This is a genomic window from Actinomycetospora sp. 2LY8.5, from assembly GCF_057180585.1.
In genome coordinates, this window is record NZ_JBXUHE010000004.1 from 247,714 (window position 1) to 264,922 (window position 17,209).

Genomic DNA, 17,209 nt, shown 5'->3' on the forward strand with positions numbered 1-17,209 from the left:
GACGACCACCACCGCGAAGGGACCGCAGCGATGACCGCCGTGGCACCGAAAGGCACGACCGGACAGAAGACCGACCTCGTCGAGATGGCGTGGGACCCGATCACCCGCATCGTCGGCAGCCTCGGGATCTACACGAAGATCGATTTCGCGGCGAAGCGCGTGGCCGAGTGCCACTCCACGTCGTCGATCTTCCGCGGCTACTCGATCTTCATGAAGGGCAAGGACCCCCGCGACGCGCACTTCATCACCAGCCGCATCTGCGGCATCTGCGGGGACAACCACGCGACGTGCTCGGTCTACAACCAGAACATGGCCTACGGGGTCCGCCCGCCGCACCTCGGCGAGTGGATCATCAACCTCGGCGAGGCCGCCGAGTACATGTTCGACCACAACATCTACCAGGACAATCTCTGCGCCGTGGACTACTGCGCGAAGATGATCGCGCAGACCAACCCGGGCGTGCTCGAGCTGGCGGACCGCACCGAGGCACCCCACGCCGCGGAGCACGGCTTCCGGACCGTCGGCGACATCATGCGCGCGCTCGACCCGTTCACCGGCGAGTTCTACCGCGAGACGCTGCAGGTCAGCCGGTACACGCGCGAGATGTTCTGCCTCATGGAGGGGCGCCACGTGCACCCGTCCACGCTCTACCCCGGCGGCGTCGGCACCCACGCGACGATCCAGCTCTTCACCGACTACATGACCCGGCTGATGCGCTACATCGAGTTCATGAAGCGGGTCGTGCCGATGCACGACGACCTGTTCGACTTCATGTACGACGCGCTGCCGGGCTACGAGGAGGTCGGGCGCCGGCGAGTGATCATCGGGTCCTGGGGCGCGCTGAACGACCCGGAGCACTGCGACTTCGACTACAAGACCATGACGAACTGGGGACGGAAGATGTTCGTCACCCCGGGCGTCGTGGTCGACGGGAAGCTGGTCACCACCGACCTCGTCGAGATCAACCTCGGCATCCGGATCCTGCTGGGCAGCTCGTTCTACCGCGACTGGTCCGACCAGCCGATGTTCGTGACGCGGGATCCGCTCGGCAACCCCGTGTCCCAGGACCACCCCTGGAACCAGCACACGATCCCCGCGCCGCAGAAGCGCGACTTCGACGACAAGTACTCCTGGACGATGTCGCCGCGCTGGTTCGACGGCACCGAGCACCTGGCGATGGACACCGGCGGCGGCCCGCTCCCCCGGCTCTGGGTCACCGCGCTCGCCGGCCTCGTCGACTGCGGCTACGTCCGCGCCACCGGGCACAACGTGGAGATCAACCTGCCGGAGACCGTCGGGCGTCCGGCGCGGACCTTCGTCTGGACACCGCCGACCGACCGGGCCGGCAGGCCGCTGTCCAACGCCATCGAGCGCAACCGCGCCCGCACCTACTTCCAGGCGTACGCGGCCGCGGTCGCGATGCACTTCCTGGAGAAGGCGCTCGCCGAGGTCCGCGGGGGCAACGCGAAGACCTGGGAGCGGTTCGTCGTCCCCGACGAGTCGGTGAGCTGCGGGTTCACCGAGGCCGTGCGCGGGGTGCTGTCCCACCACATGGTGGTGCGCGACGGGAGGATCGCGAACTACCACCCGTACCCGCCGACGCCGTGGAACGGCAGCGTGCGCGACAAGTTCGGCACCCCGGGCCCCTACGAGGACGCGGTCCAGAACACGCCGATCTTCGAGGAGAACGGGCCGGACGCGTTCAAGGGCATCGACATCATGCGCGCGGTCCGCAGCTTCGACCCGTGCCTGCCCTGCGGCGTCCACATGTACCTCGGCGACGGCAAGCAGCTGCACCGGGAGACCTCGCCGACCCAGCTCAACCTGCCATGACCGCGGGCGCCGGCGATCCCGACGCCGTCGCCGCGCGCATCGCCGAGCTGCTCGACGAGCTCACCTGTGACGCCCGCGAGGTCGGCGAGGACCTCGTGCGCGAGCTGATGGCGTTCTACGGCAGCGGTCTGGCGCGGGTCGTGGAGATCGTGCGCCTCGGGGCGGGCGACACGCTCGTGCACCGCCTCGGCGCCGACCCGCTGGTCGCGGCGCTGCTCGCTCTGCACGACCTGCACCCCGTCGACCTGCCGACGCGCGTCGGCCACGGCGTGGACGCCGCGCGGCGGCGCCTCGGACACCACGGCGCCGGGATCACGCTCGAGCGCGTCGACACGCACACCGGCACGGCGTACGTCGCCCTCGCGGCGGGGTGCGGATCCTCGTCGGAGACCGTGCGCGACGTCGTGCGCACGGCGGTGGGCGAGCTGGCCCCGGAGATCGCGACCGTCGAGTTCGGCGCCGCCGACGCCGGCCCTGCGCTGCTGCAGATCGGGCTCGGGCCGCCGGCGGGGGTCCCGCGATGAGCGCCTCGCTGCGGCAGTACCTGGCCCCCCGGGCCGTCGCCCAGGCGCCAGCCCCCGAGCGCTGCGACCTGTGCGCCACCGAGGTCCCCGTCGAGCACCCCCACCTCGTCGACGTCCGGGCCCGCAGCATGCGCTGCGCCTGCCGGCCCTGCGCGCTGCTGTTCGCCGACCGGCCGCGCGAAGCCATGGGCGGCTTCTTCCGGACCGTGCCCGACCGCTGGCTGGGCGACCCCGGCTTCGCGCTCACCGACACCCAGTGGGACGCGCTGCAGATCCCCGTCGGGCTCGCGTTCTTCCTGCGCCACGGCGACGACGGCGCCGTGACCGCCTGCTACCCGGGGCCGGCCGGGGCCACCGAGAGCGAGCTCGACCTCGCCCGCTTCGACGACGGCGTGGGTACGAGCCGGCTCGCGCAGGTGCTCGAACCGGACGTCGAGGCACTGCTCGTGCGCCACGACGACACCCACTCCGAGTGCCTCCTCGTCCCCGTCGACGCCTGCTACCAGCTCGTCGGGCTCGTGCGCCGCCACTGGAAAGGCTTCGACGGCGGCGCCGAGGCCTGGGCGCACGTCGACACGTTCTTCGACGACGCCCGCCGGCGGGCCCGGGCGGTGAGCCCGTGACCCTGCCCTTCCCCCGGGCCGCGCCGGGCCCCGCCTTCACGATGACCGTCGTCGACGCCGACCACGACGCCCACGCGCTCGGCCCCACGCTGCGCCTGCACCTGCGGGTCACCGAGACCACCGGCACCCGGATCCACGCGCTCGCCCTGCGCACCCAGATCCGGATCGAGCCCGCCGCCCGCCGCTACCGCCCCGCGCAGCAGGACCGGCTGGTGGAGCTCTTCGGCGACCCGTCGCGGTGGGGGCGCACGCTCGCGCCGATGCAGCTCGCGACGGTGTCGTCGCTGACCCCGTCGTTCGACGGCGAGCACCCCGCCGTGCTCGAGGTGCCGTTGACCTTCGACACCGAGCTGGCCGTGACCCGGTACTTCCGCGGGGTCTCCGACGGGGAGGACGGACCGGACGACGTCGTGCCGCTGCGCCTGCTGTTCAGCGGCACGGTCTTCTACGCCGGCCCCGCCGGCGAGGTCCAGATCGGCCTCGTGCCCTGGCACCTGGAGGCGACCTTCCGCCTGCCCGTGACGGTGTGGCGGGACATGGCGCGGGCCTTCCACGGCGGAACGACGTGGCTCGCACTGCCCGAGCACACCCTCGCCGCGCTGAGCGCGTGGCGGGCGGCACGGGCCCTGCCGACCTGGGAGCAGACGTTCGCCGCCTTGCTCGAGGCAGCCGGAGAGGGTCGGGAACAGGCTCATGGGTGACCCGCTGGACGGCGCCCTCGCCGTGGCCGACGCGGTGCTCTTCGAGGGCTACCTCCTCTACCCCTACCGCGCCTCGGCGCAGAAGAACGCCGTGCGCTGGCAGTTCGGCGTGCTCGTGCCGCCGGCGGTGAGCGAGACGCTGGCCGAGCCGTCCCGCAGCCGCACCGAGTGCGTGGTCGACGTCCGGCCGGGCGCGACCCTGCGCCTGCGGCTGCGGTTCCTGGCGCTGCAGGGCCGGACCGTGACCGACGCCGACGGCGCGCCGGCGGACCGGCTCGAGGTGGACGGCACCGCGCACCTGTCGTGGGACGAGGGGCTCCCCCACGAGGTCGACGCCACCGTGCCGCTCGCGACACTGGCCGCGCGACCGCTCCGCGTGCCCGTCGACGTGCCGGCGGCGACCTCCCGCGAGCCGATCCGCGACACCACCGGGGCCGTGCGGGGTCACTACCTCCGGGAGACCGCGGCGATCCGCGGGCATGTCACGCTCGCGACCACCGCGGTACCGGGCCCGTACGGTGCCGTCCGGCTGCGGATCGACGTGGTCAACGAGAGCGACGTCTCCGGCCGGGGACGTGCCGAGGCCCTGCGCACCGCGCTGATCTCCGCGCACACCGTGCTCGCCCTCGACCGGGGCGCGTTCCTCTCCAGCGCCGACCCGCCGGAGTGGGCGGCGCCGGCCGTGCGCGCGTGCAGCAACGAGCACAGCTGGCCGGTGCTGGCCGGCCCCGCATCGGCGTGCTCCCCCGACCGCGGCTCGCTGCTCCTCGCGTCGCCGATCATCCTCTCCGACCATCCGCAGCTGGCGCCGGAGAGCCCGACCGACCTGTTCGACGGCACCGAGAACGACGAGATCCTCAGCCTGCGCACGCTCGCGATGACCGACGAGGAGAAGCGTGAGGCGCGCGCCACCGACCCCCGCGCCGCGCACCTCGTCGACGCGGTCGACGCCATGGGCCCGGCGATGTTCGCGCGGCTGCACGGCGCCGTCCGGCCGGACGGCCGTGCCCCGGAGGACGCCGGGGCTCCGCGGACGCCGTGGTGGGACCCCGGGTCGGACGCCTCGGTCGACCCGGAGTCCGACAGCGTGGAGATCGACGGGGTCGCGGTGGCCCGGGACAGCCGCGTGGTCCTCGTGCCGGGCCGGAACAGCGACGCCCAGGACGAGTTCCTGCGCGGGGCGTCCGCGACCGTCGCGGCCGTGCTGCACGACGTCGACGGCGGCGTCCACGTCGCGGTCACCCTCGACGACGACCCCGCCGCCGACCTCCAGCGCTCCCACGGCCGCTACCGGTACTTCCGGCCCGACGAGCTGGCGGTGCGCGCATGAGGATCCTGGTCGCCGGCGTCGGCAACGTCTTCTGCTCCGACGACGGGTTCGGTCCCGCGGTCGCGACGCGGCTGCTCGCGCAGGGCGGGCTGCCCGAGGGCGTCGAGGTCATCGACACCGGCATCCGCGGCATGCACCTCGCCTACCAGGTGCTCGAGGGCTACGACGCGCTCGTGCTCGTCGACGTGACCCGCGGCGACGGCGAGCCGGGCACGCTCTACCTGCTCGAGCACGACCTGCGCGCCGACACCGACGCCACCGCCCGCTTCGACCCGCACGGCATGGAGCCCGACGCCGTGCTCGACCTCGTCGTCGCGCTGGCCCGCGGGGTCGGCGTGGACACCCTGCCGCGGCGGGCGCTCGTCGTGGGATGCGAGCCCGCCGCGCTCGGCCCGGGGATGGGCCTGACCGACGCCGTCGCCGCCGTCGTCGACGAGGCGGCCGCGACCGTGCGCCGGGTCGTCGACCGGCTGCTGACCGATGTTCCCTTCACCGAGGTGGTCCCATGATCAAGTTCTTGCTGCTCGCCGCCCTGATCGGCGGGATCGCGTACGTCGCCCGCAGCAACCGCGAGGACGTCGACCGCTACCGGCGCATCCGGGACATGTGAGCGCCGTGCACGAGTTCGGGGTGGCCGCCGGGGTCCTCGAGACCGTCGAGCGACGTGCCGCCGGCCGGCCGGTCCGCGGCGTGCGCCTGCACGTGGGCGCGCTGCAGCGGCTCGACCGCGCGGTCTTCGACCAGGCGTGGTCGCTGATGACCGGTGGTGGGGTCGCGGACGGCGCGGCGGTCGAGGTCGTCGAGGTGGCCGTCGAGGTCCGCTGTCGCGCCTGCCGCGCCACGGCCACCGGCGACGAGCTGATCACCGCCTGCCCGGCCTGCGGCGCGCACGACCTCGATCTCGTTCACGGCGAGGACCTCGTCCTCGAGTCGATCACGCTGGAGTACCAGGAGGTGGGCTGATGTGCCTCGGCATCCCCGGTGAGCTCGTCGAGCTCGCGCCGGACGAGAGCGACCTCGCGACCGTCTCGGTCGCCGGGGTCCGGCGGAAGGTGAACATCGGTCTGTTGCGCGACGAGGAGGAGCTCGCCGTCGGCGACTGGATCCTCATCCACGTCGGCTTCGCGCTCGCCAAGATCGACGAGGCGGAGGCCGCGGCCGCGCTCGAGATGCTGCACAGCATGGGCCCGGCCTACGACCAGGAGCTCGAGGAGTTCGTCAGCTCCTCGGTCGGGAGGGAGGGGCTGTGAGGTACGTCGACGAGTACCGGGACGCGGAGACGGCCCGCGCGCTGGCCCGGCGGATCGCCGCGCTCGCCGAGCCCGGCCGGCGCTACGCCTTCATGGAGGTGTGCGGCGGGCACACGCACACGATCTACAAGCACGGCCTCGAGGACCACCTGCCGGAGTCGGTCCGGCTGGTCCACGGACCGGGGTGCCCGGTCTGCGTGCTGCCGATGGGCCGCGTCGACGACGCGATCGCGATCGCGCAGGACCCCGACGTGATCATGACCGCGTTCGGCGACATGATGCGCGTCCCGGGCAGCGACGGGTCGTTCTTCGACGCCAAGGCCGCCGGCGCGGACATCCGGATGGTCTACTCGCCCCTCGACGCCCTGAAGATCGCCCGGAACCACCCGGACCGCCAGGTCGTGTTCATGGCCATCGGCTTCGAGACGACCACCCCGTCCACGGCCATGACGGTCCTGCGGGCGGCGCGTGAGGGCATCGGGAACTTCTCGGTGTTCTGCAACCACGTCGTCGTCATCCCGCCGATGACCGCGATCCTCGACTCCCCCGACCTGCGCCTCGACGGCTTCATCGGTCCCGGGCATGTCTCCACGATCATCGGCTGCGAGCCCTACCGCTTCATCGCCGACGACCGCGGCAAGCCGCTCGTGGTGGCCGGGTTCGAGCCACTCGACATCCTGCAGGCGATCCACCAGCTGATGGTCCAGCTCGCGGAGGGACGCTGCGAGGTCGAGAACGAGTACGGCCGCGTCGTGCCGTGGCACGGCAACCGGCGCGCGCTCGAGGTCGTCGACGAGGTCATGGAGCTGCGGGACATCTTCGAGTGGCGCGGGCTCGGCTGGATCCCGGAGTCGGCGCTCCAGCTGCGCGAGGACTACGCCGCCTTCGACGCCGAGCGCCGGTTCACGATCCCCGGGCGCCGCGTCGAGGACCCGAAGGCGTGCCAGTGCGGCGAGGTGCTGCAGGGCACGCTCGAACCCTGGGAGTGCGGCGTCTTCGGCACCGCGTGCACGCCCGAGACCCCGATCGGCACGTGCATGGTGTCGTCGGAGGGCGCCTGCGCCGCCTATTACAACTACGGGCGGTTCAGCCGGACCCGGAGGACGAGCCTCCCCGACCCGGTCGTGGCGCGGTGAGCGGGCCGCCGCGCACCGAGCAGGCGGTGCTCGAGCGCATCGAGCGGGTGCGCCGGCGGCGCCCGGTGCTCCGCGAGGAGCGCGTGACCCTCGCCCATGGGGCCGGGGGCAAGGCGACGAGCACGCTGATCGACGCCGTGTTCCTCGAGGCGTTCCGCAACCCGGAGCTCGAGCGGCTCGACGACGGCGCGAGCCTGACGCTCGACGGCGCGCGCCTCGCGTTCACCACCGACTCCTTCGTGGTGTCGCCGCTGTTCTTCCCCGGCGGCGACATCGGCGACCTCGCGGTGAACGGCACCGTCAACGACCTCGCGATGTGCGGGGCGCGCCCCCGGCACCTCTCGGCCGGGTTCGTCCTCGAGGAGGGCTTCCCGATCGCCGACCTGCGGCGCATCACCACCTCGATGGCTGCGGCGGCAGCCGCGGCCGGGGTCACGATCGTCACCGGCGACACCAAGGTCGTCGGGCGCGGCAAGGGCGACGGCTGCTTCGTCACCACCGCCGGGATCGGGGTCCGCGAGCACCCGGTGACGCTCGGGGCCGACACCGCCCGTCCCGGCGACGTCGTGCTCGTCTCCGGACCGATCGGCGACCACGGCGTGACGATCATGCTGGCCCGCGGCGAGCTCGACATCGAGGCCGACCTCGCCTCCGACACCGCGCCCCTGCACGGGCTGGTCGGCGACCTGCTCGACGCCGCGGGCGACGGGGTCCGGGTGATGCGGGACGCCACCCGCGGCGGGGTGGCGACGATCCTCAACGAGCTGGCGGTCGCGTCCGGGGTCGCGGTGGTCGTCGACGAGGCGGCGGTCCCGGTGCGCCCGGAGGTCATGGGCGCCGCGGAACTGCTCGGGATCGACCCGCTCTACGTGGCGTGCGAGGGCCGGATGGTCGCCGTCGTCGCCCCCGACCGCTGCGACGCCGCGCTCACCGCCCTCCGGGCCCATCCGGCCGGCGCCGACGCGGTCGCGATCGGGCGCATCGCCGACGACCCACCGGGGCTCGTGCTGCTCGACACGGCCTTCGGCGGCCACCGGATCGTCGACGTGCTGGTGGGCGACCCGCTGCCCCGGATCTGCTGACGGGCAGCACGCATTCCCCCGTCGCGCCTCGAAGGGCGGCGCCACCCCACCCACGCCGCCACCGCGTCGGGCGCCGCCCTCCGGAACGGGAGAGCGGCCGCCGGCGCATGGTCGATCAGAAGGGCGGCGGGTCGTCGTCCTCCAGGTCGTTGCTGCGGCCGCTGGCTCGCGGCGGTGGCCTGTTCGGCGGTGTGTCGGCGGGGTAGGGGTCGTTGGTCCAGAGGGGGTCGTCGCCGGCGAGCTCGTGGGGGTTGGTGCTGGAGCGGTGGCGGTAGTGGCCGGGTGCGGGGATGTGGGGGGTGACCGGGCGGGGTGGGCGGGGGTAGGTGTGTCCGGTGGGGCTGGTCCACACGAAGTGCCCGGGGGTGGGTTGCTCGAGGTGCCAGCCGCCGTCGTGTTTGAGCAGGTGGTCGTGGCCGCAGACGGGGTCGAGGTTGTCCGCGAGGGTCGGGCCGTGCGCGGTGACCGGGCGGGTGTGGTCGATGTCGGCGACCAGCGAGGACGCGCGACACGGCGGGAACACGCACGTGCGGTCGCGGGAGCGGATCCAGCGGGCCAGCGCGGCGGAGGGGAACCGGCGCCGGGCCTCGTGCTCGCCGGCGGGTGGGCCGCTCCAGGTGCGCAGCTGGGCGCGCAGGTCGTCGAGGACCGGTGTCCACATCCGGGGTTCGCGCAGCCGCCGGGTCAGGTCCTGCTCGGTGATGTGCAGCTCGAGCACCGGCCGGGCGGCCGGCCGTGCTGATGGTGGCGGCGTGGGGGTGGTGCGGTAGCCGTGGGGGCGGACTCGGGTGACCAGCGCGGCGATCAGGTGGCCGTTCTCGTCGGTGACCGCGATCCGCCACTGGGCGTGGCAGAGTTCGCGGGCGAACCCGCGGGCGAAGGGGGCGTGGATGACGCCGTAGCCGGGCATGGTGCCGGGTTTCTCGTCGAACCCGAGCAGGGTGAGCAGCCCGATCCGCATCTCGATCCGCGCCCGCCGCGACGCCGTCACCCGCCGGCCCGCCACCGCCGGCCCAGGCTCCCCGGGCTCCTCGGGCTCCTCGGGCTCCTCGGGCTCCTCGGGTTCGGGGGTGTCGGTGTCGGTGTTGGTGGTGGTGTCGCCGGGGTGGGGGCCGGGGGTGCCGACGTGCTGGGGGGTGCGGCGGCCGCGGGGTCGGTGGGGTCGGCGTGGGCGACGACGTGGGCGACCAGGGCGTCGTCGTCCCACCCGGCCGGGCGGGGACCCAGCAGGGCGAGGTACACATCGGCGCGCACGGTGTCGATCAGCCCCGGGTGCCCGGCGGCCTTGGCGCGCAGCGCCAGGGTTTCCACGTGCGCGACCGAGAGCGCCCCGGCATCCAGGGGCAGATCGAGCCCGGAGAGGTTCACCGTCCCGGTCTCGGTGCGCCGGGCCCGCACCCGGCGCTGGCGGCGCGCGTGGTCGTACAGCCGGGCCGCCCACCCGGGGTCCAGCCCGGTCGCCACCTGCTGGAGGCGTTCGATCAGCCCCGACAGCGTCAGCCGCGGCGCCTCGGGCAGCACCGCCAGCACCACGGCGCGGGCGTGCTCGGCCGACAGCGAGGAGGTCCAGGTGACACACAACCGCACCCGGTCGGTGTCGACCCGGCCGGCGTCCCAGGCCGCCCACAACTCGGGGATCGCCACGATCGCGGTCTCGGCCCGCCCCAACAGCGTGGACACCCGGGTGCGGGACTCGGCCAACAGCGCCCGCAGCTCGTCGGTGTGGAACTCGCCGTAGCCCTCGCGGCGCCCGCCCGGGCGCTCCGGGTCGGCCAGCGCGACCTCGCGGGCCGCCAGCGCGAACCGGGCCTCGTGGTGGGAGAGCTGGCGGCGCCACGCCCCGGCCAGGACCACCGCGTCGTGCGGGGACACCTGACGGGGGTCGACCTGCTCGAGCAGGGCGCCCAACGCCGCACCGGGCGGGGTGGTGGCGACACCCTCCGGCAACGATGCGAACACCTGTTCGAACACAACCCCAGACTAGCGCCACCCCCCGACAACGACGCCCGAACCGGCGCACGGGCGTCAGCGGCTCGCCGCCACTGCCACCTGGCCGAGGCTGATCCCGCCGTCGGAGCAGGGCACCCGCTCGGGCACGAGCACGCGCAGGCCCGCCGCCTCGAGCCCGGCCCGGACCCGCTCGAGCAGCACGAGGTTGACGAACACCCCGCCCGAGAGGACGGCGGTGTCGACGCCGTGCTCGGCGGCCGCCCGCACCGCGGCCGCGACCGTCGCGTCGCCGAGCCCGTGGTGGAAGCGCGCCGCGATCCGGCCGCACCCGACCCCGGCGCGCACGTCCTCGATCACCGCCGCGACCAGCGCGTCGGCCCGGAGCACCCCGCCGCGGGCGGCGGGCACGGGGTACGCCGAGCACTCCGAAGGGTCGACGCGCTGCTCCAGCTCCACCGCCGCCTGGCCCTCGTAGCTCGTGGTGTCCCGGACACCGGCGAGCGCCGCGACGGCGTCGAAGAGGCGCCCCGCGCTCGAGGTCGCCAGCGTGGCCGGCGCCCGGGCCAGCGTCGCGACCGTGTCCCACCGCTCGGCGTGCCGCCGCGCGACCGCGAGGTCGGCGCCGTCGACCCCCAGCGCCGCGCACCACGCCGCCGCCATCCGCCACGGCTCGCGGACCGCCCCCTCCCCGCCCGGCAGCCCGACCGTCCGCAGGTGCCCGACGCGCCGGAACCCGCGCAGGGACGCCAGGAGCAGCTCGCCGCCCCAGACGGTGCCGTCGCTCCCCCAGCCCGTGCCGTCGAAGGCCACCCCGAGGACGGCGGGATCGTCGGGGCCCCACCCGTGCTCGGCGAGGCATGCGGCGAGGTGGGCGTGGTGGTGCTGCACCCCGACCGGTTCCAGGTCGTCGTCGACACAGCGCTCCAGCGCGTAGGCGGTCGAGCGGTACTGCGGGTGCAGGTCGTGGGCGACGACGGCGGGCGTGATCGCGAACAACCGCCCGAGGTGCTCGACCGCGTCGAGGTAGGCGCGGTGGGTCGCGAGGTTCCCGAGGTCGCCGATGTGCGACGACACGAACGCCCGGCGCCCGGCCGCGAGTGTGATCGTCACCTTCTGCTCGGCGCCGCAGCCGAGCACCGGGCGCTCGACGTCGAAGCCGAGTGCGACGGGCTCCGGGGCGTAGCCGCGCGCCCGGCGGACCGGGACGACCCGGCCGCGCGCCGTGCGCACCACCGAGTCGTCGACGCGGGTGCGGATGCCGCGGTCGTGGGTGAGGAAGCCGTCGACCAGCGGCGCGAGGCGCACGGCGGCGTCGTCGTCCCGGTGCGCGATCGGTTCGTCGGAGACGTTGCCGCTGGTCAGGACGAGCGGGCGGGCGAGGTCGCCGGCCAGGAGGTGGTGCAGCGGCGTCGGGGGCAGCATGACGCCGAGGTCGCGCGTGTGCGGTGCCACGGCGTCGGCGACCCGGGCCCCGGACCGCCGGGGACGCAGCACGATCGGGCGGCGGCGGCCTGCGAGCACCGAGCGCGCGACCGCGTCGGTCTGCACCAGCCCCTCCGCCGCGTCGAGGTCGGCGGCCAGCAGGGCGAACGGCTTGTCCTCGCGGTGCTTCGCCGCGCGCAGCCGGGCCACGGCCGCCTCGTCGTCCGCCCGCACGGCGAGGTGGTAGCCGCCAAGGCCCTTCACCGCGAGGATCGCGCCGTCCTCGAGGCGGGCCACCGCGCCCTCGAGAGCATCCTCGGCGTCCCCGTCGAGGCGCAGCGTGGGCCCGCAGTCGGGGCAGCACACGGGCTGCGCGTGGAAGCGCCGGTCGGCGGGGTCGTGGTACTCGGCCGCGCAGGCGGGACACAGCGGGAAGGCCGCCATCGTCGTCGTGGCCCGGTCGTAGGGCACGTCGCGGACGATCGACAGGCGCGGCCCGCAGTTCGTGCAGTTGACGAACGGGTGCCGGTACCGGCGGTCGGTGGGGTCGGCGAGCTCGGCGAGGCAGTCGTCGCAGGGCGCCGTGTCCGGCGAGACGAGGGTGCGCGGGCCGGCGGCGCCCGGGTCGCTCGCCGCGATGCGGAACCCGCCGTCCCCGGTCGGCGCGAGGTCGAGGCGCCGGACGTCCTCGACGACGGCCAGCGCCGGCGGGCGCTCGCGCAGCGCGGTACCGAACGCCTCGACCGCCCCGGGCGGGCCCTCGACCTCGACCACGACCCCGGAGGCGTCGTTGCCGACGAACCCCGCGAGCCCGAGGTCCGTGGCCAGCGCGTGCACGAAGGGCCGGAAGCCGACGCCCTGGACGATCCCGGTCACCGCGAAGTGGGCGCGTCTGACAGACAGGCGATCGCCTCCCCCGCGTGCACGAGCACGACGTCGCCGACCGCCGCGTCGACGAGCGCCACGCTGATCTGCTCGCGCGAGCCGCCGGTGTCGACCCACGCGAGGTCGCCGTCGATCGCGACCACCGGCCACGGCAGCGCCTGGTCCGAGCATGTCAGGCACACGTCCCCGTCACAGCTCACCGCGACCCCGCGGGCAGCGAGCCGCAGCGCTCGAGGAACGCGTGGACGAGGTGATGGGTGGCCTCGAGGGTCTCGACCTGGCGGCGCAGCGCCTCCTTCCCGTCGGCGGTCAGCGCATACGTGCGTCGTGCCGGCCCGGACGCCGAGAGGCACCAGGAGGACGAGACGAGGCCTTCGCGTTCGAAGGACCGCAGCGTGCGGTACACCCCGCCCGCGTCCGTGTCGTCGATGAACGAGCGGTGCAGGCGCTCCACGAGGTCGTAGCCGTGAGCCGGGCGTTCCTGGAGCAGCAGCAGGAGGCAGGGACGCAGGAAGTTCCGTGGCTCGCATTCGCCCATGACGTTCTCCGCCCCGGTCCCCAGGGTGGTGGAGGGACCGTTGCTGGTGTGGTGGTCATCACATAGGGTCCTCCTCAGCGAGCGGTCCGACAAGCGATCCGGTGGACGGGCGGCGAGGCCGATGCACGAGGCGGCACAGGCGGTGCTCGAGCTCTGGGACGTCGCTGAGTCGGCCGTCGACCATCTGGGCTCGGACGACTGGGCACGGCCCGCACCCGGCGCGGAGCCGACGGTCGGCGACCTGGTCGCGCACCTCGGGGGCGTGCACGCCGGGATCCACTTCGCCGGGCCCGACCGGCTCCGCGCGTCCCTCGGCGAGGCCCGCCGGCGCACGGCCCTGCGCCTCGACGGGCGCACCGCCGGCGACCGCGTGCTCGGCGCCGACTGCCTGGACCTGTGCCTGCACGCCCACGACCTGACCAGCGCCCTCGCCGCGCCCGTCGACCTCGCCGATCACGCCGCGGCCACCGTCGAGGCCTGCCGGCTCGTCATCGACATGGCGCCGCGCCTGCTCGTCGCGGCCCTCGGGGCGCGCGACGCCACGGTGCGCCTGGTGGTCCGCCGCCCGGAGGGCGCCGCCGCGCTGGAGCGCACGGTGCACGTCGTCGGCGGCCGCTGCACCGGTGCCCCCCACCCCGACCCGGACGTGGTCGAGATCGACGCGGACGCCCTGCTGCTCCTGCTCGCGGGCCGACGTCGGGCCGAGGCGCTCGCCGCCACCGGGGCGGCGGCGTGGTCGGGCCGCGCGGCGGACGCGTTCGTCCACCGCGCCCGACTGGGCTGAACCGCCGTCAGGCGAAGGCCGGGTACGGCGGCAGCGCGACGTCACCCCCGTGACGCCCCAGCGCGCCCACGGTCGAGGCGGCCAGCTCCGCGGTCGCGACCCGCCCCGCGCGCTCGGCGTCGGTGCCGAGTCGACGCCAGAGGCCGCTGAGCACCGAGGGGGCGTCGTGCCCCGGGTCCGCGACGACCACGTGCGGCGGGCGCTCGGACTCCGCGGCGCCGACGACACCGGGCAGCAGCGCCCGGGTGGCGAGCCAGACCCACAGCACCTCGGCGTGCAGGAGGCGCTCGCGCAGGACCTCCGGGTCGGCGAGGTCGTTCCACACCGGCGTCAGCTCCGCCTGCCAGGCGGCGACCATCGCCTCGGCCATCCCCGGCGGCTGCGCGTGGGCCGGGCCGCCGCTGGGCAGGGGCAGGCGCAGCGAGGCGCCGGTGAGGGCGACGTCGCGGAAACAGGCCCACTCGAAGTCGAGGAACCGCGAGCCACTGCCGGTGACGAGGCAGTTGTCAGGGCGGATCTCGGCAGGGCTGAACGCCCGGTAGCCGCTCCCGCCGAGCAGGCGCGCCGCCTGGCGCGCCTCGGCCACCGCGGCCGGGGCGGCCTCGACGCGCAGGAGCTGCGCCAGCTGGTCGGGCACCTCGGCCAGCGCCGCGCGGGCGTCGTCGGCCAGCGGGTCTCGCCAGGTGCGCTCGCCGAAGCGCCGCAACAGGGCCCCGAAGTCGTCCTCGCGGCCCGCCGTCGACGCCTGCATCCGCCCGAGCGCCCGCGCCCAGCCGAGCAGCGCGCGCTCCGCGGCCTTCGGGTCGCGCTCCTCGAGACGGTCGGCGAGCGTCGCGCAGCGTCCGAGGTCCTCGAGCACCAGCAGACGGTGCGTCGGATCCTGGGCCACGAGCATCGGGCTCGCCCGTTCCTCCGACGGCATCGCCGTGAGCAGCTGGCAGGACGCCGCCTCGTAGCTGAACCGGTCCGCGCCGTGCACGGCCGGCTCGTCGAGGTAGTGCTTGACGACGAGGGTGCGCGGCAGCGAGAAGGGGTTCTCCGCGACCCGCACGCGCACCACGAGCGAGCGCTCGCTGCCGCCGAGGTCGACCGCGTCGGCGAGCCGGACCGTGGCGCCGTGGCGTCGGGTGAGCAGCTCCTCGGCCAGCGCGACCAGCTCGGCGGCGCGGTCGGACGAGCCCGGAGCACCACCTGTCTGACCGTCGGAGGTGCCTGCGCTGTCCGTCGTGAGGGAGGCCATCAGCCGGTGAACTCTACCCGCTCGCGGTGTGCGTGAGGTAGGAAACGGCGGCTCCCGACATCTCGTGAACGTTCCGCGGAGCGTGTCACTGGACGGGGCGCTCCGGCGGCTTGACCGGTGCGGCCGGCTTGCTCGGCGCGTCGACCCCGGCCTCCTTGCGTTGGAGGGCCGTGATGGGCGCCGGCGCCGCCGTGAGCGGGTCGTAGCCGCCGCCGGTCTTGGGGAAGGCGATGACCTCGCGGATCGAGTCGAGCCCCGCGAGCAGGGCGCAGATCCGGTCCCAGCCGAACGCGATCCCGCCGTGCGGCGGCGGACCGTAGGCGAACGCGTCGAGCAGGAAGCCGAACTTCTCCTCCTGCTGTTCGGGCGTCAGCCCCATGAGCGCGAACACCCGCTGCTGGACGTCCTTGCTGTGGATACGGATGGAGCCCCCGCCGATCTCGTTGCCGTTGCAGACGAGGTCGTAGGCGTGGGCGAGGGCGTTCTCGGGGTCGTTCTCGAACGAGTCGATCCAGTCCGGGGTGGGCGAGGTGAACGCGTGGTGCACCGCGGTCCACTGCCCGGACCCGACGGCCACGTCGTCGGTGCTGCCGGCCGCCTCGAACAGCGGGGCGTCGACGACCCAGACGAAGGACCAGGAGCCCGGCGGGATCAGGTCGAGGCGCCGGGCGATCTCGCCGCGGGTGGCGCCGAGCAGGGCGCGCCCCTCCGCGGGCGTGCCGGCGCCGAAGAAGATGCAGTCGCCGGGGTTGGCACCTGCCGCCTTGGCCAGGCCCTCGCGCTCGGCCTCGCTGATGTTCTTGGCGACGGGGCCCGACAGCGTGCCGTCCTCGCCGACGAGCACGTAGGCGAGGCCCTTGGCGCCGCGCTGCTTGGCCCAGTCCTGCCAGCCGTCTAGGGTGCGCCGCGGCTGGGACGCCCCGCCGGGCATGACGACCGCGCCCACGTAGGGGGCCTGGAAGACACGGAACGGCGTGTCGGCGAAGTACTCCGTGAGCTCGACCAGCTCGATGTCGAAGCGCAGGTCCGGCTTGTCCGAGCCGTAGCGCGCCATCGCCTCGAGGTAGGGGATCCGCGGGATCGGCGTCGGTATCTCGTGGCCGACGAGCTCGGACCACAGCGCGGTCACGATCGCCTCGCCGAGCGCGATGACGTCGTCCTGGTCGACGAAGCTCGCCTCGATGTCGAGCTGGGTGAACTCGGGCTGGCGGTCGGCACGGAAGTCCTCGTCGCGGTAGCAGCGCGCGATCTGGAAGTAGCGCTCGAGCCCGGACACCATGAGCAGCTGCTTGAACAGCTGCGGCGACTGGGGCAGCGCGTACCAGCTGCCGGGCTTGAGCCGCGCCGGGACGAGGAAGTCGCGCGCGCCCTCGGGCGTGGACCGGGTCAGCGTCGGCGTCTCGATCTCGACGAAGTCGCGGTCGGCGAGCACGTCGCGCGCGATCTTGTTGGCGCGGCTGCGCAGCCGGATCGCCGACGCCGGGCCCTCGCGGCGCAGGTCGAGGTAGCGGTAGCGGAAGCGGGCGTCCTCGCCGACGCCCCCCGACTCGGAGCCGTGCTCGTCGAGCTGGAACGGCAGCGGCGCGGACTCGGAGAGGACGGTGAGCGCGGTGGCACTGACCTCGACCTCGCCGGTCACGAGCTCGGCGTTCTCGCTGCCCGCCGGGCGCTGCTCGACGACACCGGTGATCTGCACGCAGAACTCGGAGCGCAGCCGGTGCGACTCCTCGGCCACGTCGCCCAGGCGGAACACCACCTGCACGACGCCGGACGCGTCGCGCAGGTCGATGAACACCACGCCGCCGTGATCACGCCGCCGGGCCACCCATCCGGCGAGGGTGACGGTGGCGCCGACGTTCTCGGCGCGCAGCGTGCCGGCGGAGTGCGTGCGCATCATCTGGGGTGGTGCTC

18 protein-coding genes are annotated in these 17,209 nt (G+C 74.4%); 11 read left to right on the forward strand and 7 right to left on the reverse strand.

The annotated features are described in order from the left end of the window. Positions 1 to 30 precede the first annotated feature (30 nt). The 10 genes from AC2A1K_RS07555 to hypE all read left to right on the forward strand — a co-directional run bounded on the left by AC2A1K_RS07555 (position 31) and on the right by hypE (position 8,479). Positions 31 to 1,833 carry a nickel-dependent hydrogenase large subunit gene (locus tag AC2A1K_RS07555; RefSeq protein ID WP_483895691.1) on the forward strand — a complete coding sequence of 601 codons (1,803 nt, stop codon included), beginning with the start codon at positions 31 to 33 and terminating at the stop codon, positions 1,831 to 1,833. Beyond that, positions 1,830 to 2,357: a NifU family protein gene (locus AC2A1K_RS07560; protein WP_483895692.1), complete on the forward strand. Its 528-nt coding sequence runs from the start codon at positions 1,830 to 1,832 to the stop codon at positions 2,355 to 2,357. Before AC2A1K_RS07555 ends, AC2A1K_RS07560 begins: the two co-directional genes overlap by 4 nt. Next, positions 2,354 to 2,980 carry a DUF5947 family protein gene (locus tag AC2A1K_RS07565; RefSeq protein ID WP_483895693.1) on the forward strand — a complete coding sequence of 209 codons (627 nt, stop codon included), beginning with the start codon at positions 2,354 to 2,356 and terminating at the stop codon, positions 2,978 to 2,980. The genes AC2A1K_RS07560 and AC2A1K_RS07565 overlap by 4 nt, the downstream gene beginning before the upstream one ends. Continuing rightward, positions 2,977 to 3,681, forward strand: coding sequence for a DUF6084 family protein (locus AC2A1K_RS07570; protein ID WP_483895694.1), 705 nt, complete (start codon positions 2,977 to 2,979; stop codon positions 3,679 to 3,681). Before AC2A1K_RS07565 ends, AC2A1K_RS07570 begins: the two co-directional genes overlap by 4 nt. Beyond that, a complete protein-coding gene (locus AC2A1K_RS07575; RefSeq protein WP_483895695.1) occupies positions 3,674 to 5,011 on the forward strand; it encodes a hypothetical protein in 1,338 nt (445 codons plus the stop codon). Before AC2A1K_RS07570 ends, AC2A1K_RS07575 begins: the two co-directional genes overlap by 8 nt. Continuing rightward, positions 5,008 to 5,520 carry a hydrogenase maturation protease gene (locus AC2A1K_RS07580; protein WP_483895696.1) on the forward strand — a complete coding sequence of 171 codons (513 nt, stop codon included), beginning with the start codon at positions 5,008 to 5,010 and terminating at the stop codon, positions 5,518 to 5,520. The genes AC2A1K_RS07575 and AC2A1K_RS07580 overlap by 4 nt, the downstream gene beginning before the upstream one ends. Before the next feature lie 97 nt (positions 5,521 to 5,617). Continuing rightward, the gene (locus tag AC2A1K_RS07585) at positions 5,618 to 5,974 is read left to right on the forward strand and encodes a hydrogenase maturation nickel metallochaperone HypA (protein WP_483895697.1); all 357 of its coding nucleotides are present in this window, start codon (positions 5,618 to 5,620) and stop codon (positions 5,972 to 5,974) included. Beyond that, positions 5,974 to 6,261 carry a HypC/HybG/HupF family hydrogenase formation chaperone gene (locus AC2A1K_RS07590; protein WP_483895698.1) on the forward strand — a complete coding sequence of 96 codons (288 nt, stop codon included), beginning with the start codon at positions 5,974 to 5,976 and terminating at the stop codon, positions 6,259 to 6,261. Before AC2A1K_RS07585 ends, AC2A1K_RS07590 begins: the two co-directional genes overlap by 1 nt. Continuing rightward, on the forward strand, positions 6,258 to 7,397 hold the full coding sequence (gene hypD, locus AC2A1K_RS07595; protein WP_483895699.1) for a hydrogenase formation protein HypD: 1,140 nt from the start codon (positions 6,258 to 6,260) through the stop codon (positions 7,395 to 7,397). The genes AC2A1K_RS07590 and hypD overlap by 4 nt, the downstream gene beginning before the upstream one ends. Continuing rightward, the gene (hypE, locus tag AC2A1K_RS07600) at positions 7,394 to 8,479 is read left to right on the forward strand and encodes a hydrogenase expression/formation protein HypE (RefSeq protein WP_483895700.1); all 1,086 of its coding nucleotides are present in this window, start codon (positions 7,394 to 7,396) and stop codon (positions 8,477 to 8,479) included. The genes hypD and hypE overlap by 4 nt, the downstream gene beginning before the upstream one ends. Before the next feature lie 115 nt (positions 8,480 to 8,594). On the opposite strand, the gene AC2A1K_RS07605 is transcribed toward hypE, so the two are convergent. The 5 genes from AC2A1K_RS07605 to AC2A1K_RS07625 are packed head-to-tail and all read right to left on the reverse strand — an operon-like array spanning position 8,595 to position 13,274. Beyond that, positions 8,595 to 9,485 carry an HNH endonuclease signature motif containing protein gene (locus AC2A1K_RS07605; RefSeq protein WP_483895701.1) on the reverse strand — a complete coding sequence of 297 codons (891 nt, stop codon included), beginning with the start codon at positions 9,483 to 9,485 and terminating at the stop codon, positions 8,595 to 8,597. Then, positions 9,467 to 10,450 (reverse strand): hypothetical protein, encoded by a 984-nt coding sequence (locus AC2A1K_RS07610; RefSeq protein WP_483895702.1) that lies wholly within the window; start codon positions 10,448 to 10,450, stop codon positions 9,467 to 9,469. Before AC2A1K_RS07610 ends, AC2A1K_RS07605 begins: the two co-directional genes overlap by 19 nt. Before the next feature lie 54 nt (positions 10,451 to 10,504). After that, positions 10,505 to 12,727 (reverse strand): carbamoyltransferase HypF, encoded by a 2,223-nt coding sequence (gene hypF, locus AC2A1K_RS07615; protein ID WP_483895703.1) that lies wholly within the window; start codon positions 12,725 to 12,727, stop codon positions 10,505 to 10,507. Then, a complete protein-coding gene (locus AC2A1K_RS07620) occupies positions 12,724 to 12,936 on the reverse strand; it encodes a HypC/HybG/HupF family hydrogenase formation chaperone (RefSeq protein ID WP_483895704.1) in 213 nt (70 codons plus the stop codon). The genes hypF and AC2A1K_RS07620 overlap by 4 nt, the downstream gene beginning before the upstream one ends. Further along, on the reverse strand, positions 12,933 to 13,274 hold the full coding sequence (locus AC2A1K_RS07625) for a helix-turn-helix transcriptional regulator (protein ID WP_483895705.1): 342 nt from the start codon (positions 13,272 to 13,274) through the stop codon (positions 12,933 to 12,935). Before AC2A1K_RS07625 ends, AC2A1K_RS07620 begins: the two co-directional genes overlap by 4 nt. A 121-nt stretch (positions 13,275 to 13,395) precedes the next feature. On the opposite strand from AC2A1K_RS07625, the gene AC2A1K_RS07630 reads away from it, so the two are divergent. Next, on the forward strand, positions 13,396 to 14,058 hold the full coding sequence (locus AC2A1K_RS07630; RefSeq protein WP_483895706.1) for a hypothetical protein: 663 nt from the start codon (positions 13,396 to 13,398) through the stop codon (positions 14,056 to 14,058). A gap of 7 nt (positions 14,059 to 14,065) precedes the next feature. Here AC2A1K_RS07630 and AC2A1K_RS07635 read toward each other — a convergent pair whose 3' ends face one another. Together AC2A1K_RS07635 and aspS are read right to left on the reverse strand one after the other, a co-directional pair. Continuing rightward, positions 14,066 to 15,298, reverse strand: coding sequence for a hypothetical protein (locus AC2A1K_RS07635; RefSeq protein WP_483895707.1), 1,233 nt, complete (start codon positions 15,296 to 15,298; stop codon positions 14,066 to 14,068). A gap of 85 nt (positions 15,299 to 15,383) precedes the next feature. Next, on the reverse strand, positions 15,384 to 17,195 hold the full coding sequence (gene aspS / locus AC2A1K_RS07640) for an aspartate--tRNA ligase (protein ID WP_483895708.1): 1,812 nt from the start codon (positions 17,193 to 17,195) through the stop codon (positions 15,384 to 15,386). Between the last annotated feature and the right edge of the window lie 14 nt (positions 17,196 to 17,209).